The organism is Marinifaba aquimaris (assembly GCF_013328345.1).
GTDB classification, from domain to species: Bacteria; Pseudomonadota; Gammaproteobacteria; order Enterobacterales; family Alteromonadaceae; genus Marinifaba; species Marinifaba aquimaris.
The window spans coordinates 101955-116328 of record NZ_JABULX010000001.1; the positions used below are offsets into that span (position 1 = coordinate 101955).

Genomic DNA, 14374 nt, shown 5'->3' on the forward strand with positions numbered 1-14374 from the left:
TTTATAAATATAAAACCAAGCTGGTATTTAGTGAACCCAGTGATGACGCTCTTTTTTCGCTTCAATTGCTTTTTGGGTAGATGTGGGCATGGATGTCACATCTAAGCGTTCAAAGTAGAAAGGTTCACGTTTCGTCGCACGATCGAACAATTCATTCATCGTTGCTGCATTGTATAATCGGCCATTAATCATGGTATGGCTGACGCGCTCAGATAGGCGAATATCGCTGAGTACATCACCATCAATAACAATCATATCAGCTAGCTTACCAACTTCTAAACTGCCAATTTGCTTGTCCATGCCTAGATGTTTAGCACCATCATATGTAGCACCTCGTAAAGCTTCCCACGGCGTAAAACCACCTTGTGCCATCATCCACATTTCCCAGTGGGCACCTAAACCTTCGCGTTGACCGTGTGCACCAATCATCACTCGGACACCGTTATCACGTAGCTCTTTAGCGTACTTGGCGATCTCAATGTGGTTATAATGAGAATCAGGCGCTTTCTGGCGACGCACTGAAATAGGCTCAACAATAAACTTAGGGACAAATTGCATTAAACGCTCATTCTGCCAGACATTGGTTCTGTCATACCAATATTTCTCACCAGTTAGACCACCATAAGCAACAACAAAAGTTGGGGTGTAACCAAAATCAGTTTGAGACCAAAGTTGGGTAACATCATCATAGCCGCGTGCAATTGGCAAAGCATGCTCTAAACCTGTATGGCCATCTAACAACATAGTGAGGTTTTGGTGGAATTTACCGCCACCTTCAGGCACAACCAACATATCGAGTTCGCGAGAAGCAACCAAGACTTGTTGACGCTGATCACGACGTGGCTGGTTGTAGCTTTTAACCGATACTGCACCAGCTGATTTGAGGCGCTGCATATGGAATTTAGCATCGTCATAGTTATCTATTTGGGCTTTGTAATCAGGAGCTTTGGCACCGTATAAGATAGTACCCGTTGAGAAAATTCTCGGCGCAATTAATTTGCCCGCTTTTTGTAGTTCACTTGCTGCGAAGATCTCAGAAGTGTCATTAGACGGGTCATGAATGGTTGTCACACCAAAAGATAAACCTGAATAATTAATCCAGTTTTGTTGAGGAATAATCTCTTCACGACCTTGGGCACCATGAGCATGTGCATCGATTAAACCTGGTAACAGTGTTTTACCTGCTAAATCCACCACTTGGGCATTATTAGGAATATTAACTTCACTAGCTTGGCCAACAGCGATAATTCGCTCACCTTCTACAACAACAACACCTTGCTTAATGATTTCTTGTTGATTATCAGCATCACGCATGGTCACGACATTTGCATTAGTAAAGGCAATAACTCCTTTAGGTTTATCTACCGCTTTTTTGAAACTCAGCGAAAGACCGTCATTGAGCGCTTGGAAGCCTTCATCGTGAACTTGATCAAGTTTGACTGAATATAATGTATCTGAATAAGACCACTGTAGGGTATCAGCAGACCAATGTAAGTTCTCACTTGCTTGCTTACTGACTCGTTTAACAACAACTTGTTTTGCAGATGGTGTGATATCTTGCTTTTGGCCATATTCTACATAATCGGCGATATAAGCTTTATTTTGATGAACAAACGCAAGTGTTTGCTTATCTGGCGATAACCTAAACTCAGTCACATCTTTACCTGTCACATGGACCTTTTGGTCATTTGCGTTTAAATCACCAGATAGGTTTACACTGAGAAATTCTTTTTTCGTACCATGTGAACCGGGCACATAATTAGTGAAATACAGGCGGTTATCATCACCTGAGAAGTGTGGTTGGTAACCCGACTTACTGACGCGTTTGTGAGACTTGCCTTTAATGTCTGTCACATAAAGGCCAGGTTCTAGTGACCACTCAGAGCTCAAAATATAACCACCACTGAATTTTCTATAGGCAATCTGTTTGCCATCAGCTGAGAAGCTTGGCTCTACGTAGTGACCCGGTGCTTTAGATAATACTTTACCCTTACCGCCTTTAGCTTTTACCAAGCGAATCGAACCTAGTTTTTCATCATTCCAAGTTGTGTAAACAATGTGCTTACCATTTGGCGAGAAGCGTGGGTAAAATTCATCGTGATCGTTTTGTTTTGTAAGGCGCTTGAGTTTCCCTGATTTGATGTCTTTAACATATATTTTCCCCAGTGCTTGGAAAACAGCTTTTTTACCATCAGGTGATGTTTGAGCCCAACGTGCCATTTTGACATCGAAGGTTTTATCATCAAATACCACTTCAGGTCGAACAGGATCAGCTACTTGCAACTTGGCGTCAATTTTAACTGGAATAGGTGTTACTGCTTTAGTATTTACATCGATTTGTTGAAATTGGCCTTTACTCCAGTAAACGATTGCATCGCCTTGTTGTGTCCATTCAAAGTAGCTGTAGTAACCTTCAGAGCCAAAGCCTTCTTGTAGGTCACGTTCCATATTAGTGTTAAGCGGAGTTTCAATACCCGATTTCAAATCTTTTACAAATAAAGCAGTCTTTTCATTTACACGTCTAATGTAAGCAATTGACTGACCGTCTGGCGATGGTGTTGGCACAATAGCGCCTCCAACCCCAGAAATAAGCGTCTCTTCTACACCTGTTGCCAATTCATATCGAATAACGGCAAACAAGCCTTTTAACGCATCTCGATTGTAAGAGAAGGTACGACCTGGAGTGATGTCTCTGGTGTAATAAAGATACTTGCCATCTGGCGAGAATTTGGCATCAGCGATATTTTTTTGATCGTGCTCACCGTTTACTCTGGCTTTCACTTTGATACCGCTACCGCCATTGATATTAAATAACCAAATTTCACCTGCTGGTATACTACGGCCAGACATAATACCTTTGGTTACGGCTACTGTCTTACCATCAGGGCTCCATGCTGGTGAATGGACAATGTCTTCTTTAAATTGGCTAATTTGGCGTTTATTTTCACCGTTTAAGTCCATTAACCACAAACTAGAAATACCACCGCGATCTGAAATAAAAGCGATACTTTTGCCATCAGGACTGACGCTAGGTTGAATATTCCAAGCAAAGTCTTCTGTAATAGCTCTAGCTTGACCACCTTCAATGTCAACTTGATAGATATCACCTAACATATCAAAAAAGAATGACTGGCCATCTTTAGCTAAAGTTAAATTAGACCAAGTTGTTTGCTCAGTGCTAATACTAACTTGTTTAAGCGGTAAGTCTGGTGCTAAAACATCCCATTTTTTTTCGGCTTGGCTTGGTTCCGAACCAGCGAATACTGTATTTGATGCAGTCATAGCAGTCAGAGCTAAGCTAGATGCAAGAATCAGTTTCGATAATTTCATGACATTTCTCTTACGTTATTTCTTATTGCGCATATTGTTTAAATTTTTAGCGACAAGCAATTAACACAAGGTAAATTATTCTCACGAATAATGGTGAAAATGTCAGTTATCAACAACAGTAAGGTATTGGAGTGAATTTAAGGCAAAAAAAAGCGTATCAATTGATACGCTTGTTAGTAGTTGGTGCGGATGGCGGGACTTGAACCCGCACGGCCTAAGCCACCACCCCCTCAAGATGGCGTGTCTACCAATTCCACCACATCCGCAAATTTTAAACTGTTAGATTAGTTTGGTACGTCAGAATCTTGTGATTCTACAGCTGGGATATCTTCAGCTAGAGGTTGAGATACCTCAGGAGCAGCTAAGTTTTCCCACTCATCAACTTGCTTATTTTGCTTAGAAGATAAGTTACCTAAAATAAGGCTTAATACAAAAAAGATTGTCGCTAATACTGCAGTCGATTTTGTTAAAAAGTTACCTGAGCCCGACGAACCGAACATTGTGTTTGATGCACCAGCACCAAATGAAGAGCCCATGTCTGCACCTTTACCCTGTTGGATTAAAATCAAACCAACTAAAGCAATTGCAGTTAATAAAAACGCGCCTAATAAAATCTCGTACATTTATCTATCCAATTATTGTCCAACTGCAGCTTGGCATATGCTCATAAACTGCTCCGGTTTAAGTGCCGCTCCACCGATAAGACCTCCGTCTATATCTGGCTGGCTAAATAACGCCTGGGCATTCTCAGGCTTTACACTTCCACCGTATAAAATTCTTACGCTGTCTGCTGTTTCAGCACACATTGCAGCTATCATACCACGAATAAACTTGTGTGCCTCTTGTGCAATTTCTGGCGTGGCTGGATTTCCAGTACCAATCGCCCAAACTGGCTCATAAGCCACGAGTGCACCTTCAAAGCAATCTTTACCTGCTAAATTAATCACAGCTTCAATTTGAGATGTGAGTCTTGAAAAAGCTTTACCTTTTTGGCGTTCTTCTTCAGTTTCACCTACACAAAGTACAGGTACTAGCCCAGCTTCTTTAGCTTGGACAAACTTTTTAGCAGTTAGCTTTGAGCTTTCACCATAAACATGGCGACGCTCTGAATGACCACAATAAACCCAATCACAACCCACTTCTTTAAACATTTGAGCAGATAGCTCGCCTGTATGGGCACCTGAATCAAGATGACTCATGTTTTGCGCTGCCAAAACTATTTCTGGGCAGGCGTTTTGTCTTTGTTGTTGGCTGTAATCTAACAAGGTTGCTGGTGTACTTAAAACAACTTCAACTTGTTGGAAAATAGCTGAGCCTTGGAAAGTATTCATTAAATCATCGACTAAGCGACGATCACCATTCATTTTCCAGTTTGCTGCAACAACGGGTTTACGTTTTGTCATACTGACTCCAATAGAGCGGGCGTGATTTTAGCTATCATTACTACTAGTTACAAGTAGTTAACTCATTTAATTTAAACTTTGCTTAACAACTTCAGCAATTTTATTCGCTGATTCGGTTACTTTCTGTTCATCCTTACCTTCAACCATGACGCGAATCAATGGTTCAGTGCCTGATTTGCGAAGTAAAACGCGTCCCGTATCACCTAATTCACTCTCAACTTCCTCTGTAACCGATTTAACGGCATCAGAATCTAATGGTGAAGCTTGATCAGCCTGATAACGAACGTTGACCAATACTTGAGGGTACATTTCCATACCTTGGCTTAATTGATGTAGGCTCATTCCTGTTTTAATTATCGCTTTTAAAACTTGAAGGCCTGCGATGATGCCATCACCTGTACTAGTTTGAGTTAGGTTTAATACGTGACCTGAATTTTCACCACCAATTGACCAGCCGTTATTTTGCAGCTCAGCCAGTACGTAACGGTCACCTACTTTTGAGCGTGTAAATGGCACACCTAAGTTACGTAATGCAACTTCAAGTCCTAGATTACTCATCAGTGTTCCAACAACGCCACCGTCTAATTGACCACGTTTGAGTGCTTCACGTGCAATAATAAAGACAATTTGGTCACCATCGATGATATTGCCTTTATGGTCGACAAGCATAATACGGTCGCCATCACCATCTAAAGCAAAACCTAAATCAGCTTTAACTTCTTTAACTTTTTCTTGCAGCTGATTTAATGATGTTGCACCGCAGTTATCGTTGATATTTAAACCATTTGGAGTAACACCAATCGAAATAACTTCAGCGCCTAATTCTTCTAATACTTTAGGGGCAATGTGGTAAGTAGCACCATGGGCACAATCAACAACAACTTTCAGACCTTTTAAAGACAGCTCAGTCGGGAATCGGCTCTTACAGAATTCAATATAACGACCAGCAGCATCATCAATTCGCTTTGCTTTACCTAGTAACTCAGAGCTGACAACTTCTACAGGTTTATCCAGCTCAGTTTCAATAGCTAATTCAATATCGTCATCTAATTTCATTCCATCTGCTGAAAAGAACTTAATGCCGTTATCATAATACGGGTTGTGCGAGGCACTAATAACAATACCAGCATCAGCGCGGAAGGCTCTAGTCAAATAAGCAATAGCAGGAGTAGGCATTGGTCCTAATAAGCCGACGTTAACACCAGCTGCAGATAAACCAGCTTCTAGAGCGGATTCAATCATATAGCCAGAGATACGGGTATCTTTACCAATTAAAACACTTTTGTGTCCTTGCTGAGATAATACTCGTCCAGCAGCAAAACCTAGTCGAAGTGCAAACTCAGGTGTGATTTTACCTTCACCGACTTTGCCTCTAATACCATCTGTTCCAAAATATTTTCTTTCCATAATGACTCTTCTTGTTATGCTCGTTGAGTATGTTCTAATACTGCCAATGCATCGACTGTCGCTTGAACGTCATGCACTCTAATAATATCAGCACCTTTTTGGGCACAAATTAACGCACCGGCTACGCTTCCATAAACTCTGTTTTCAACATCTTGCCCTGTTGCATGGCCAATCATCGTTTTTCGAGATAAACCAGCTAGTACAGGATAACCAGATGCAGTAAACGCATCTAATTGATTAAGTATTTTAAAATTGTTATCGGCAGTTTTACCGAAACCAAACCCGGGATCAATAATGATGTTGGCTTTTGCAATACCTGCTTGCGTACACTCATCAGCCCGCTCAAGTAAATATTGCAGTACATCAGTAACAACTTCATCATATTGAGGGTTGTTTTGCATGTTCTTAGGTTGCCCTTGCATATGCATTAGGCAAACAGGTACTTGAGCTTGTACTGCAACATCCAGCGCCCCTGGTAGCGTCAATGCTCGAACATCATTGATAATATCAGCCCCAGCTTCAACAGCTTGCTTCATCACCTCGGCTTTACTGGTATCAATCGAAACCCAGACATCAAATTTGCTTTTAATTGCTTTGATCGCAGGAATAACACGAGATAGCTCTTCTTCTAAACTAACCTCTTCGGCATTCGGCCTTGTCGACTCACCACCGATATCTATGATGTCAGCACCTTGTTGTATCATTAATTCAGCTTGTTCTATTGCCGAGTTTATTTGATCAAACTGGCCACCGTCGCTGAATGAATCGGGGGTAACATTTAAAATGCCCATCACCAAAGGTGATGTCGTTGTTTGAAGTAAAGTAGTGAAGTCTTTGCTCATTAATTGTGCTTTTCGTTTTTACAATGAAAAATGCCTCTACTAAGAGAGGCATTTTTTTAAAGAGTGATAAACCTTAAGATGTTTTGTCGTCAGGCGTTAACTCAGGTTCAACTTTTTGTTCAGGGCTTTGCTCAGCTTCAGTCTTGTTATCTGATTTAGCCTCAGCACCACCTGTTGGTTTAGATGAATTGTCTGAGTTATTTTGATTGCTCCAATCTTGAGGTTCGCCAACTGGTCGACGTGCCATCAAATCATCAATTTGCTTTGCATCAATAGTTTCGTACTTCATTAACGCATCTTTCATTGCGTGAAGTATATCCATATTTTCTTTAAGCAAGTTCTCTGCACGCGTGTAGTTTTCGTCAACTACTCGACGAACTTCTTCATCAATAGTGCGTGCTGTTTCATCAGACATGCTTTTAGCTTGTGAAGATGAACGACCAAGGAATACTTCGCCTTCTTCTTCTGCATATAACAATGGACCTAACTTTTCAGATAAACCCCACTGAGTAACCATTTTACGAGCAATATCAGTAGCACGCTCGATGTCATTCGAAGCACCAGTCGTCACTTTTTCTTTGCCGTAGATAATTTCTTCAGCTAAACGACCACCAAACAAGCTAGAAAGCATGCTTTCTAAATGCTGTTTAGAGTGACTAACACGGTCTTGCTCTGGTAAGTACATGGTTACACCTAATGCACGGCCGCGTGGAATGATAGATACTTTATAAACTGGGTCATGTTCGGGTACAAGTCGCCCAACAATAGCGTGACCTGCTTCGTGATAAGCAGTCATTTCTTTTTCTTCTTCGCTCATCACCATAGACTTGCGTTCAGCACCCATTAAGATCTTGTCTTTAGCTTTTTCAAACTCTTCCATACAAACAAGACGCTTGTTGTTACGAGCGGCAAATAGTGCAGCTTCGTTAACTAAGTTAGCTAAATCAGCACCAGAGAAACCAGGTGTACCACGGGCAATCACAGCTGCTTCAACATCGTCGCCTAGAGGTACTTTTCTCATGTGTACTTTAAGAATTTGTTCACGACCACGAACATCAGGTAAGCCAACCGTTACTTGGCGGTCAAAACGACCTGGGCGAAGTAATGCTGGGTCTAATACATCTGGACGGTTAGTTGCAGCAATAACAATGATACCTTCGTTGCCTTCAAAACCATCCATCTCAACAAGCATTTGGTTTAATGTTTGTTCACGCTCATCGTGACCACCACCTAAACCTGCACCACGCTGACGGCCTACCGCATCGATTTCATCGATAAAGATAATACAAGGCGCAGACTTTTTGGCTTGTTCAAACATGTCACGTACACGAGATGCACCAACACCTACAAACATTTCAACAAAGTCAGAACCAGAAATAGTGAAGAATGGTACTTTAGCTTCACCAGCAATCGCTTTGGCTAATAAGGTTTTACCTGTACCAGGAGGACCTACCATTAATACGCCAGTTGGAATTCGACCGCCCAACTTTTGGAATTTTGTAGGGTCGCGTAAGTAATCAACTAATTCAGCAACTTCTTCTTTAGCTTCATCACAACCTGCAACGTCGGTGAAAGTTGTTTTGATTTGGTCTTCACTCATTAAGCGCGCTTTACTCTTACCGAAAGACATCGCACCTTTACCACCGCCACCTTGCATCTGACGCATGAAGAAAATCCACACACCGATAAGAAGTAGCATTGGGAACCAAGAGATGAAGATAGAAGTAAGAATGCTAGGCTCTTCAGCTTTAACACCTTCAACCTTTACATCTTTTTTGATCATTTCATCAAGGATGTTGTCATCACGAAGTGGCATTACCGTTTCAAAGCGTTCACCGCTTCGTTTGGTACCGCGAATAATCCCCTCGTGAGGGTCAACTTGAGCATCACGCACACCGCCTTGGTTAACTTCTTTAACGAAGGTGGTGTAATCCATTTTCTTCCCAGTTTCACCCGTTGGGCTGAAGTTTTGAAACACTGTCATCAAAACTAATGCAATCACAACCCAAAGGATTAGATTTTTTGCCATATCACTCAAGACATTAACCTCTTTTGAAAAACGATATTAAGCTCAGCAAAATTGCTGAATAGTCTGTTTAAATCTATAACAATTAATAGATGATAAATAGGTTTAACATTTATATCCAGTCGCAACGAGATAAACTTCACGAGATCGAGCTCGAGAAGAGTCAGGTTTGCGCGTTTTAACCACTTTAAAAGCACTACGTACGTCTTGTAAATATTGATCAAAGCCTTCACCTTGGAAAACCTTAACCACAAATGACCCATTGGCTTTTAGCACCTGATGACACATATCCAGTGCAAGCTCTACAAGATACATAGCTCTTGGCTGATCAACAGCATCATTACCGGCCATATTAGGTGCCATATCTGACATTACAACGTCTACGTTACGACCACCAATACGATCAAGTAAAGCATTGAGTACGCTTTCTTCTCTAAAGTCGCCTTGTAAGATATCAACACCTGCGATGGAATCCATTTCTAAAATGTCGCAAGCGACAACTGTACCATCATCACCGACGATATCGGCAGCGTATTGCGACCAACCTCCTGGTGCAGCACCTAAATCGACAACCGTTTGACCTGGTTTTATCAATTTATCTTTATTTTGAATCTCTTCAATTTTGAAAGCTGCACGTGAACGAAGCCCAAGCTTTTGTGCTTTTTGCACGTAATGATCATCAAAATGTTCTTTTAACCAACGTTTAGAACTGCCTGAATGCTTTTTTTGCGACATAAATATGGCCAGAAATTAGTAATACACCCTAGATGGCGTTAAAATAGCAGGAATTCAACCTTTACCCGAGAAAAAGTATTCAATATGCAACTTTCTAATAAGCAAAAGCAGCATTTAAAAAACCTTGCTCACTCTTTAAAGCCACTGGTACAACTTGGCAGCAATGGTTTAACTGAGGGTGTTATCGCTGAAATCGACAACGCTTTAGGACATCACGAGCTCATCAAAGTAAAAGTACCAACTGATGATAGAGAAGAGAAAAAACTCATCATGGATGCAATTGTTCGTGAAACGGGTGCTGAGCAAATTCAAGTAATTGGCCACACTCAAGTACTTTTCAAACAAAGTGATGAAAAAAAAGTAGAGTTACCTAAAAAGTAAGCTCCACTTCTAATTCTGAATATAAAAAAGCTCATTAAATTTTTAATGAGCTTTTTTGTTTTATTTACTGAGTAGTTTTTTCAACCTTTGTGTTACCGCCTGTGGCGAATCTGTATTCTTACACAACCAATAATATGCAGCAGGTACAACAAATAGCGTCATAATCGATGCAACCGTCACCCCAGCTAATATCACCATACCAATTACCATTCGACTTTCAGAACCAGGTCCTGTACCAACAACAAGCGGTATGGCGCTCATCACAGTAGTGATTGAAGTCATAATGATAGGTCTTAGTCTGTGTTTGGACGCCTCAAGTAAAGCTTGCTCAAACTCAACCCCTTTATCGCGTAGCTGATTAGCAAACTCGACAATTAAAATACCATTTTTAGCCGCTAATCCAATTAACATTACCAAACCAATTTGGCTGAATATATTCACAGACATATCAGAAAAATACAGGCCCGCAAGAGCACCAACGAGTGCAAGAGGCACGGTTAACAAGATTACAATTGGATGGGTAAAGCTTTCGAACTGAGCAGCCATCACCAGATAAGCGATTAACAATGCGAGGGCAAATACAAACAGCATGGAATTAGCATTTTCTTGCATCATTTGTGATTGGCCTTTGTAGTCAACTTTTGCATGTGCTGGTAATTCATCAACGACGAGGTTATTAAGGAAATTCAGTGCTTCTCCCAACGTGTAACCATCCGCCAAATTTGCAGAGATAGTAATACTTCTAAGGCGGTTATAACGATTTAATTTGGCCGATGTTGCTTGTTCGGTGATTTCAACCAGATTAGCTAGGGGGATCAACTGGTTTGTTCTAGCTGAGCGTACATAAATGTTATCGATATCACTAGGACTTAGAAAATCGCTATCTTCACCTTCAAGCAGAACGTCATACTCTTCACCGCGCTCTATGTAAGTAGTAACACGTCTTTGCCCGAGCATCGTTTGCAAAGTACGGCCGATTTCAGCAACCGACACGCCTAAATCAGCAGCTCTTTTGCGATTAATTTCAACACTAAATTGCGGGTACGTTTCTTGATAATCACTATCTAAACGAATCAAACTAGGATTTGCTTGTGCTTTTTCAAACAAAGTATCGCGCCACATAGCAAGTTCTTCGTAAGTATTCCCTTGCAATACAAACTGTACAGGCCGACCTAACCCACGGCCACCTAATCCGCGTCTCATAATAGCAAACGCTTGTACATCAACAATTTCACCTAATTGAGGTCTTAAATTATTAATGTAGGTAAAGGTATCAATTTCCCGTTTATCCCACTCTGGCATACCGACAATAGCAATACCACCAGAACCACCAAAGCCAGGCACTCGCACTAATACACGCTCTAACTCACCTCGTTCTAATGATTCCATCAGAACAGATTCAATTTTCTCGATGTTGCGTTTGTTACTTTCAAAACTTGCCCCCTCTGCTCCTCGCATTGAGACAAAAAAACCACCTCTGTCTTCTTTCGGAGCATATTCACTGGGCAAGGCTTTGAACAGCGTATCAACCGACAATAACGCGAGAAGGAAAACCAACAAAAGCAACAACGGGGCGTGAAGGCTTTTTGCCAATATATGCTGGTAGCCTTCCTCAATAGTACTGAACGCACGTTTGAAAATACTTGGTTTATCTAATTTTTGTTTCGGTTGAGCTTTTAAGAACTTTGAGCACATCATTGGCGATAAGGTCAAAGCCGTGAAGCTTGAAAAAATAACGGCAGCAACAATAGCTAAAGCAAATTCAGTAAATAACCTGCCAATATTGCCTTGTAAAAACACTAAGGGTACAAAGACGGCTACCAGAACTAGTGTTGTCGCAATGACAGCAAAGCCAACTTCTCGAGCACCTTGATAAGCTGCTACTAATGGAGGCTCGCCTTTTTCAATTCGGCTGTAGATATTTTCAAGTACAACAATGGCATCATCAACCACTAAACCAATTGCCAATACCAATGCCAGTAATGTCAGTAGGTTGATTGAAAAATCCAACATATAAAGTACTGTGAATGCACCAATCAATGCCACAGGCACTGTTATTGCGGGTATCAAAGTCGCTCTGATATTGCCTAAAAAGAGGAAAATTACAGCGATAACTAACACAATAGCGATTTGTAACGTGTTATAAACCTCATCAATCGAACCTTGGATGAATACAGAAGAGTCGTAAGAATCAACGATAAACGTACCTTGTGGTAATGATTTGGCAATTTCTTGTAATTCAGCCCTTGCACCTTTTACAACCTCAAGCGTATTCGCTTTCGATTGCTTAATTAAGCCAAGGCCAACCATATTAACCCCGTTACCTCGGAACAAGGTATTATCATCAGCAGCGGTTAATTCAACTTTTGCGACCTCAGCAACACTGACTAAATGGCCATCAGTCCCTCTGCCAATAACCATAGTTTTAAAGTCTTCTGGACTTAAATAAGTTCGATTAACTCTAACGGCAAAATCTCTTTCTACTGATTTGATTTGTCCAGCTGGCAGTTCGACGTTTTCGTTTCTCAGCGTGTTTTCAATATCATTTACCGTGATACCACGGGCAGCCATAGCCTGCCTATCAAGCGATAACTTCATTACATAATCACGACCACCACCGACTCGGATACGAGCAACACCATCAACAACGGCAAACCTATCGACAATGTAACGATTAGCATAATCAGTTAATTCCAACACAGACATATTTTCGCTGCGAAGATTAAACCAAGCGATCACATCATCATCGTCATCTGATTTAAAAACCTCAGGCGGCAGGGCTTGTTCGGGAAGATTATTTAACGCCCTTGAAATTCTCTCTCTGACATCATTAGCTGCCGCGTCAATATCTCGCGATAGCTCGAATTCAATTGAAATGCTCGACCGACCATCACGGCTGGTTGACGTAATATTTTTCACGCCACTGATACCGCTGATCCTATCTTCTAAAACTTGGGTGATTTTAGTCTCAACAATTGCAGCCGATGCCCCCGGATAACTGGTGTTAATACTAACAACAGGCGCATCAATATCAGGGTATTCTCTGAGCGGTAAAAGTGTAAATGCGACAATACCAAATGTGATCACCAACAGATTGATCACACTAGCAAAAACAGGGCGCTTAACACTCACATCTGATAACAACATGGTTTACCCCTCTGTAACCATAGTGACCGCCGCACCATTTCGCAGTTTGATTGCACCTTCAACAACAATATTTTGGCCTTGTTCAACACCCGCTGTTATTTCAACAATTCCGGGACGTCTGCGACCTATTTCCACTTGCGTCAACACTGCTTTATCATCAATGACCAGATAAACAAATTGTTTGTCCGCTTTAGGAAATACTGCTTTTTCATCTACAAACATGGCTTGATCATTACTTCGAACTAAAGAGATATCGAGTAACATGCCAGGTTTTAATAAACCCTTTTCATTATCTATTTTCGCTCTGATGTTAATCGCACGTGTAGTAGGGTCGATTCTCGAATCAATACTTGTCACTATCCCTGTAAAAGTGGTATCAGGGTGCGCAGCATTTTTCACTTCAATTTGTTGCTCAATAGCCAGGCGATTGAGTTCTTTTTCAGGCACGGTAAAGTCAACTTTAATAGAGCGAGTATCATCTAATGTCGTAATTGTTGTTGAAGTTGAAACAAAAGCGCCAACACTGATGTTCCTCAATCCCAAAACACCATCAAAAGGTGCTTTGACGGTAAATTTTTCGTATTTAGCTTGCGCTTGTTTTAGCTGCGCCGCAATGGCTTGAGCTTCAGCTCGCTGTGCATCGAGTGCAGATTGTGCTGCAGAGTTCTTTTTTGTTAAATCAGTCAAGCGAGCAAGTTGTGCTTTAGCTTCTGCTAACTTAGCTTTGAGTTCTGCTATTTCGGCTTTTTCTTCATCCCGGACTAGCCTGATTAACTCCTGCCCTTTTTTAACGGCTTGACCATCATCAAACAGAATATCCTGTACTCGCCCAGCTGATTGACTGTATAGGTTAACGGCTTCGTTAGCTTGTGCAGTACCAAGTGCAAAGAGTTTATCAATAAAAGGTTTCACCCTTGCCTGTTCTGCAACAACTTTAACCGCCCTATCTCCACGCTTTTTATTTAGTGCCGTTTCAGCTTCAGGCCAATTTAGCCAAGTCAATAAACTGACAAAGCTGAATAAAAGTATGATCAGGGGTGCTCGGGCAATCAATGCTTGTAGCATAACTCACCTTATATTTGATTTATTTTTTGTTCATTGTA

General features: G+C 41.2%; 10 protein-coding genes and 1 tRNA gene. 1 reads left to right on the plus strand and 10 read right to left on the minus strand.

Annotation, left to right across the window (positions count from 1 at the left end; genetic code table 11):
* Window positions 1-27: 27 nt before the first annotated feature.
* From HR060_RS00530 to rlmE, 8 genes are all read right to left on the minus strand, one after another.
* Entirely contained in the window at window positions 28-3330 is a 3303-nt protein-coding gene (locus HR060_RS00530; protein WP_174198301.1) for an amidohydrolase family protein, read from the minus strand.
* Between the two features lie 181 nt (window positions 3331-3511).
* Window positions 3512-3596: transfer RNA gene (locus tag HR060_RS00535), tRNA-Leu, on the minus strand.
* A gap of 18 nt (window positions 3597-3614) precedes the next feature.
* Window positions 3615-3953, minus strand: a complete 339-nt coding sequence (gene secG / locus HR060_RS00540) for a preprotein translocase subunit SecG (protein WP_174198302.1) — start codon at window positions 3951-3953, stop codon at window positions 3615-3617.
* Between the two features lie 12 nt (window positions 3954-3965).
* Window positions 3966-4733, minus strand: a complete 768-nt coding sequence (gene tpiA, locus HR060_RS00545) for a triose-phosphate isomerase (protein ID WP_174198303.1) — start codon at window positions 4731-4733, stop codon at window positions 3966-3968.
* Window positions 4734-4799: 66 nt separating this feature from the next.
* On the minus strand, window positions 4800-6143 hold the full coding sequence (gene glmM / locus HR060_RS00550) for a phosphoglucosamine mutase (RefSeq protein WP_174198503.1): 1344 nt from the start codon (window positions 6141-6143) through the stop codon (window positions 4800-4802).
* 11 nt (window positions 6144-6154) lie between these two features.
* Complete coding sequence (folP, locus tag HR060_RS00555; protein ID WP_174198304.1) at window positions 6155-6982, minus strand: dihydropteroate synthase; 828 nt, start codon at window positions 6980-6982, stop codon at window positions 6155-6157.
* Window positions 6983-7055: 73 nt separating this feature from the next.
* Window positions 7056-9020: an ATP-dependent zinc metalloprotease FtsH gene (ftsH, locus tag HR060_RS00560; RefSeq protein ID WP_174198305.1), complete on the minus strand. Its 1965-nt coding sequence runs from the start codon at window positions 9018-9020 to the stop codon at window positions 7056-7058.
* Window positions 9021-9113: 93 nt separating this feature from the next.
* Complete coding sequence (gene rlmE / locus HR060_RS00565; protein WP_174198306.1) at window positions 9114-9743, minus strand: 23S rRNA (uridine(2552)-2'-O)-methyltransferase RlmE; 630 nt, start codon at window positions 9741-9743, stop codon at window positions 9114-9116.
* 84 nt (window positions 9744-9827) lie between these two features.
* Here rlmE and yhbY point away from each other — a divergent pair, with 84 nt between their 5' ends.
* Window positions 9828-10124: a ribosome assembly RNA-binding protein YhbY gene (yhbY, locus tag HR060_RS00570; protein WP_174198307.1), complete on the plus strand. Its 297-nt coding sequence runs from the start codon at window positions 9828-9830 to the stop codon at window positions 10122-10124.
* A gap of 60 nt (window positions 10125-10184) precedes the next feature.
* Here the strand turns inward: yhbY and HR060_RS00575 are convergent, their stop codons facing one another.
* Window positions 10185-13271 carry an efflux RND transporter permease subunit gene (locus tag HR060_RS00575; RefSeq protein ID WP_174198308.1) on the minus strand — a complete coding sequence of 1029 codons (3087 nt, stop codon included), beginning with the start codon at window positions 13269-13271 and terminating at the stop codon, window positions 10185-10187.
* 3 nt (window positions 13272-13274) lie between these two features.
* Entirely contained in the window at window positions 13275-14336 is a 1062-nt protein-coding gene (locus HR060_RS00580; RefSeq protein ID WP_174198309.1) for an efflux RND transporter periplasmic adaptor subunit, read from the minus strand.
* Window positions 14337-14374: the final 38 nt, after the last annotated feature.

What these genes read in the sequence shown, in the direction of transcription:
- secG (WP_174198302.1), bottom strand. Translation starts at nt 3,953, where the DNA reads ATGTACGAGATTTTATTAGGCGCGTTTTTATTAACTGCAATTGCTTTA.
- yhbY (WP_174198307.1), top strand. Translation starts at nt 9,828, where the DNA reads ATGCAACTTTCTAATAAGCAAAAGCAGCATTTAAAAAACCTTGCTCAC.
- HR060_RS00530 (WP_174198301.1), bottom strand. Translation starts at nt 3,330, where the DNA reads ATGAAATTATCGAAACTGATTCTTGCATCTAGCTTAGCTCTGACTGCT.
- rlmE (WP_174198306.1), bottom strand. Translation starts at nt 9,743, where the DNA reads ATGTCGCAAAAAAAGCATTCAGGCAGTTCTAAACGTTGGTTAAAAGAA.
- HR060_RS00575 (WP_174198308.1), bottom strand. Translation starts at nt 13,271, where the DNA reads ATGTTGTTATCAGATGTGAGTGTTAAGCGCCCTGTTTTTGCTAGTGTG.
- tpiA (WP_174198303.1), bottom strand. Translation starts at nt 4,733, where the DNA reads ATGACAAAACGTAAACCCGTTGTTGCAGCAAACTGGAAAATGAATGGT.
- folP (WP_174198304.1), bottom strand. Translation starts at nt 6,982, where the DNA reads ATGAGCAAAGACTTCACTACTTTACTTCAAACAACGACATCACCTTTG.
- HR060_RS00580 (WP_174198309.1), bottom strand. Translation starts at nt 14,336, where the DNA reads ATGCTACAAGCATTGATTGCCCGAGCACCCCTGATCATACTTTTATTC.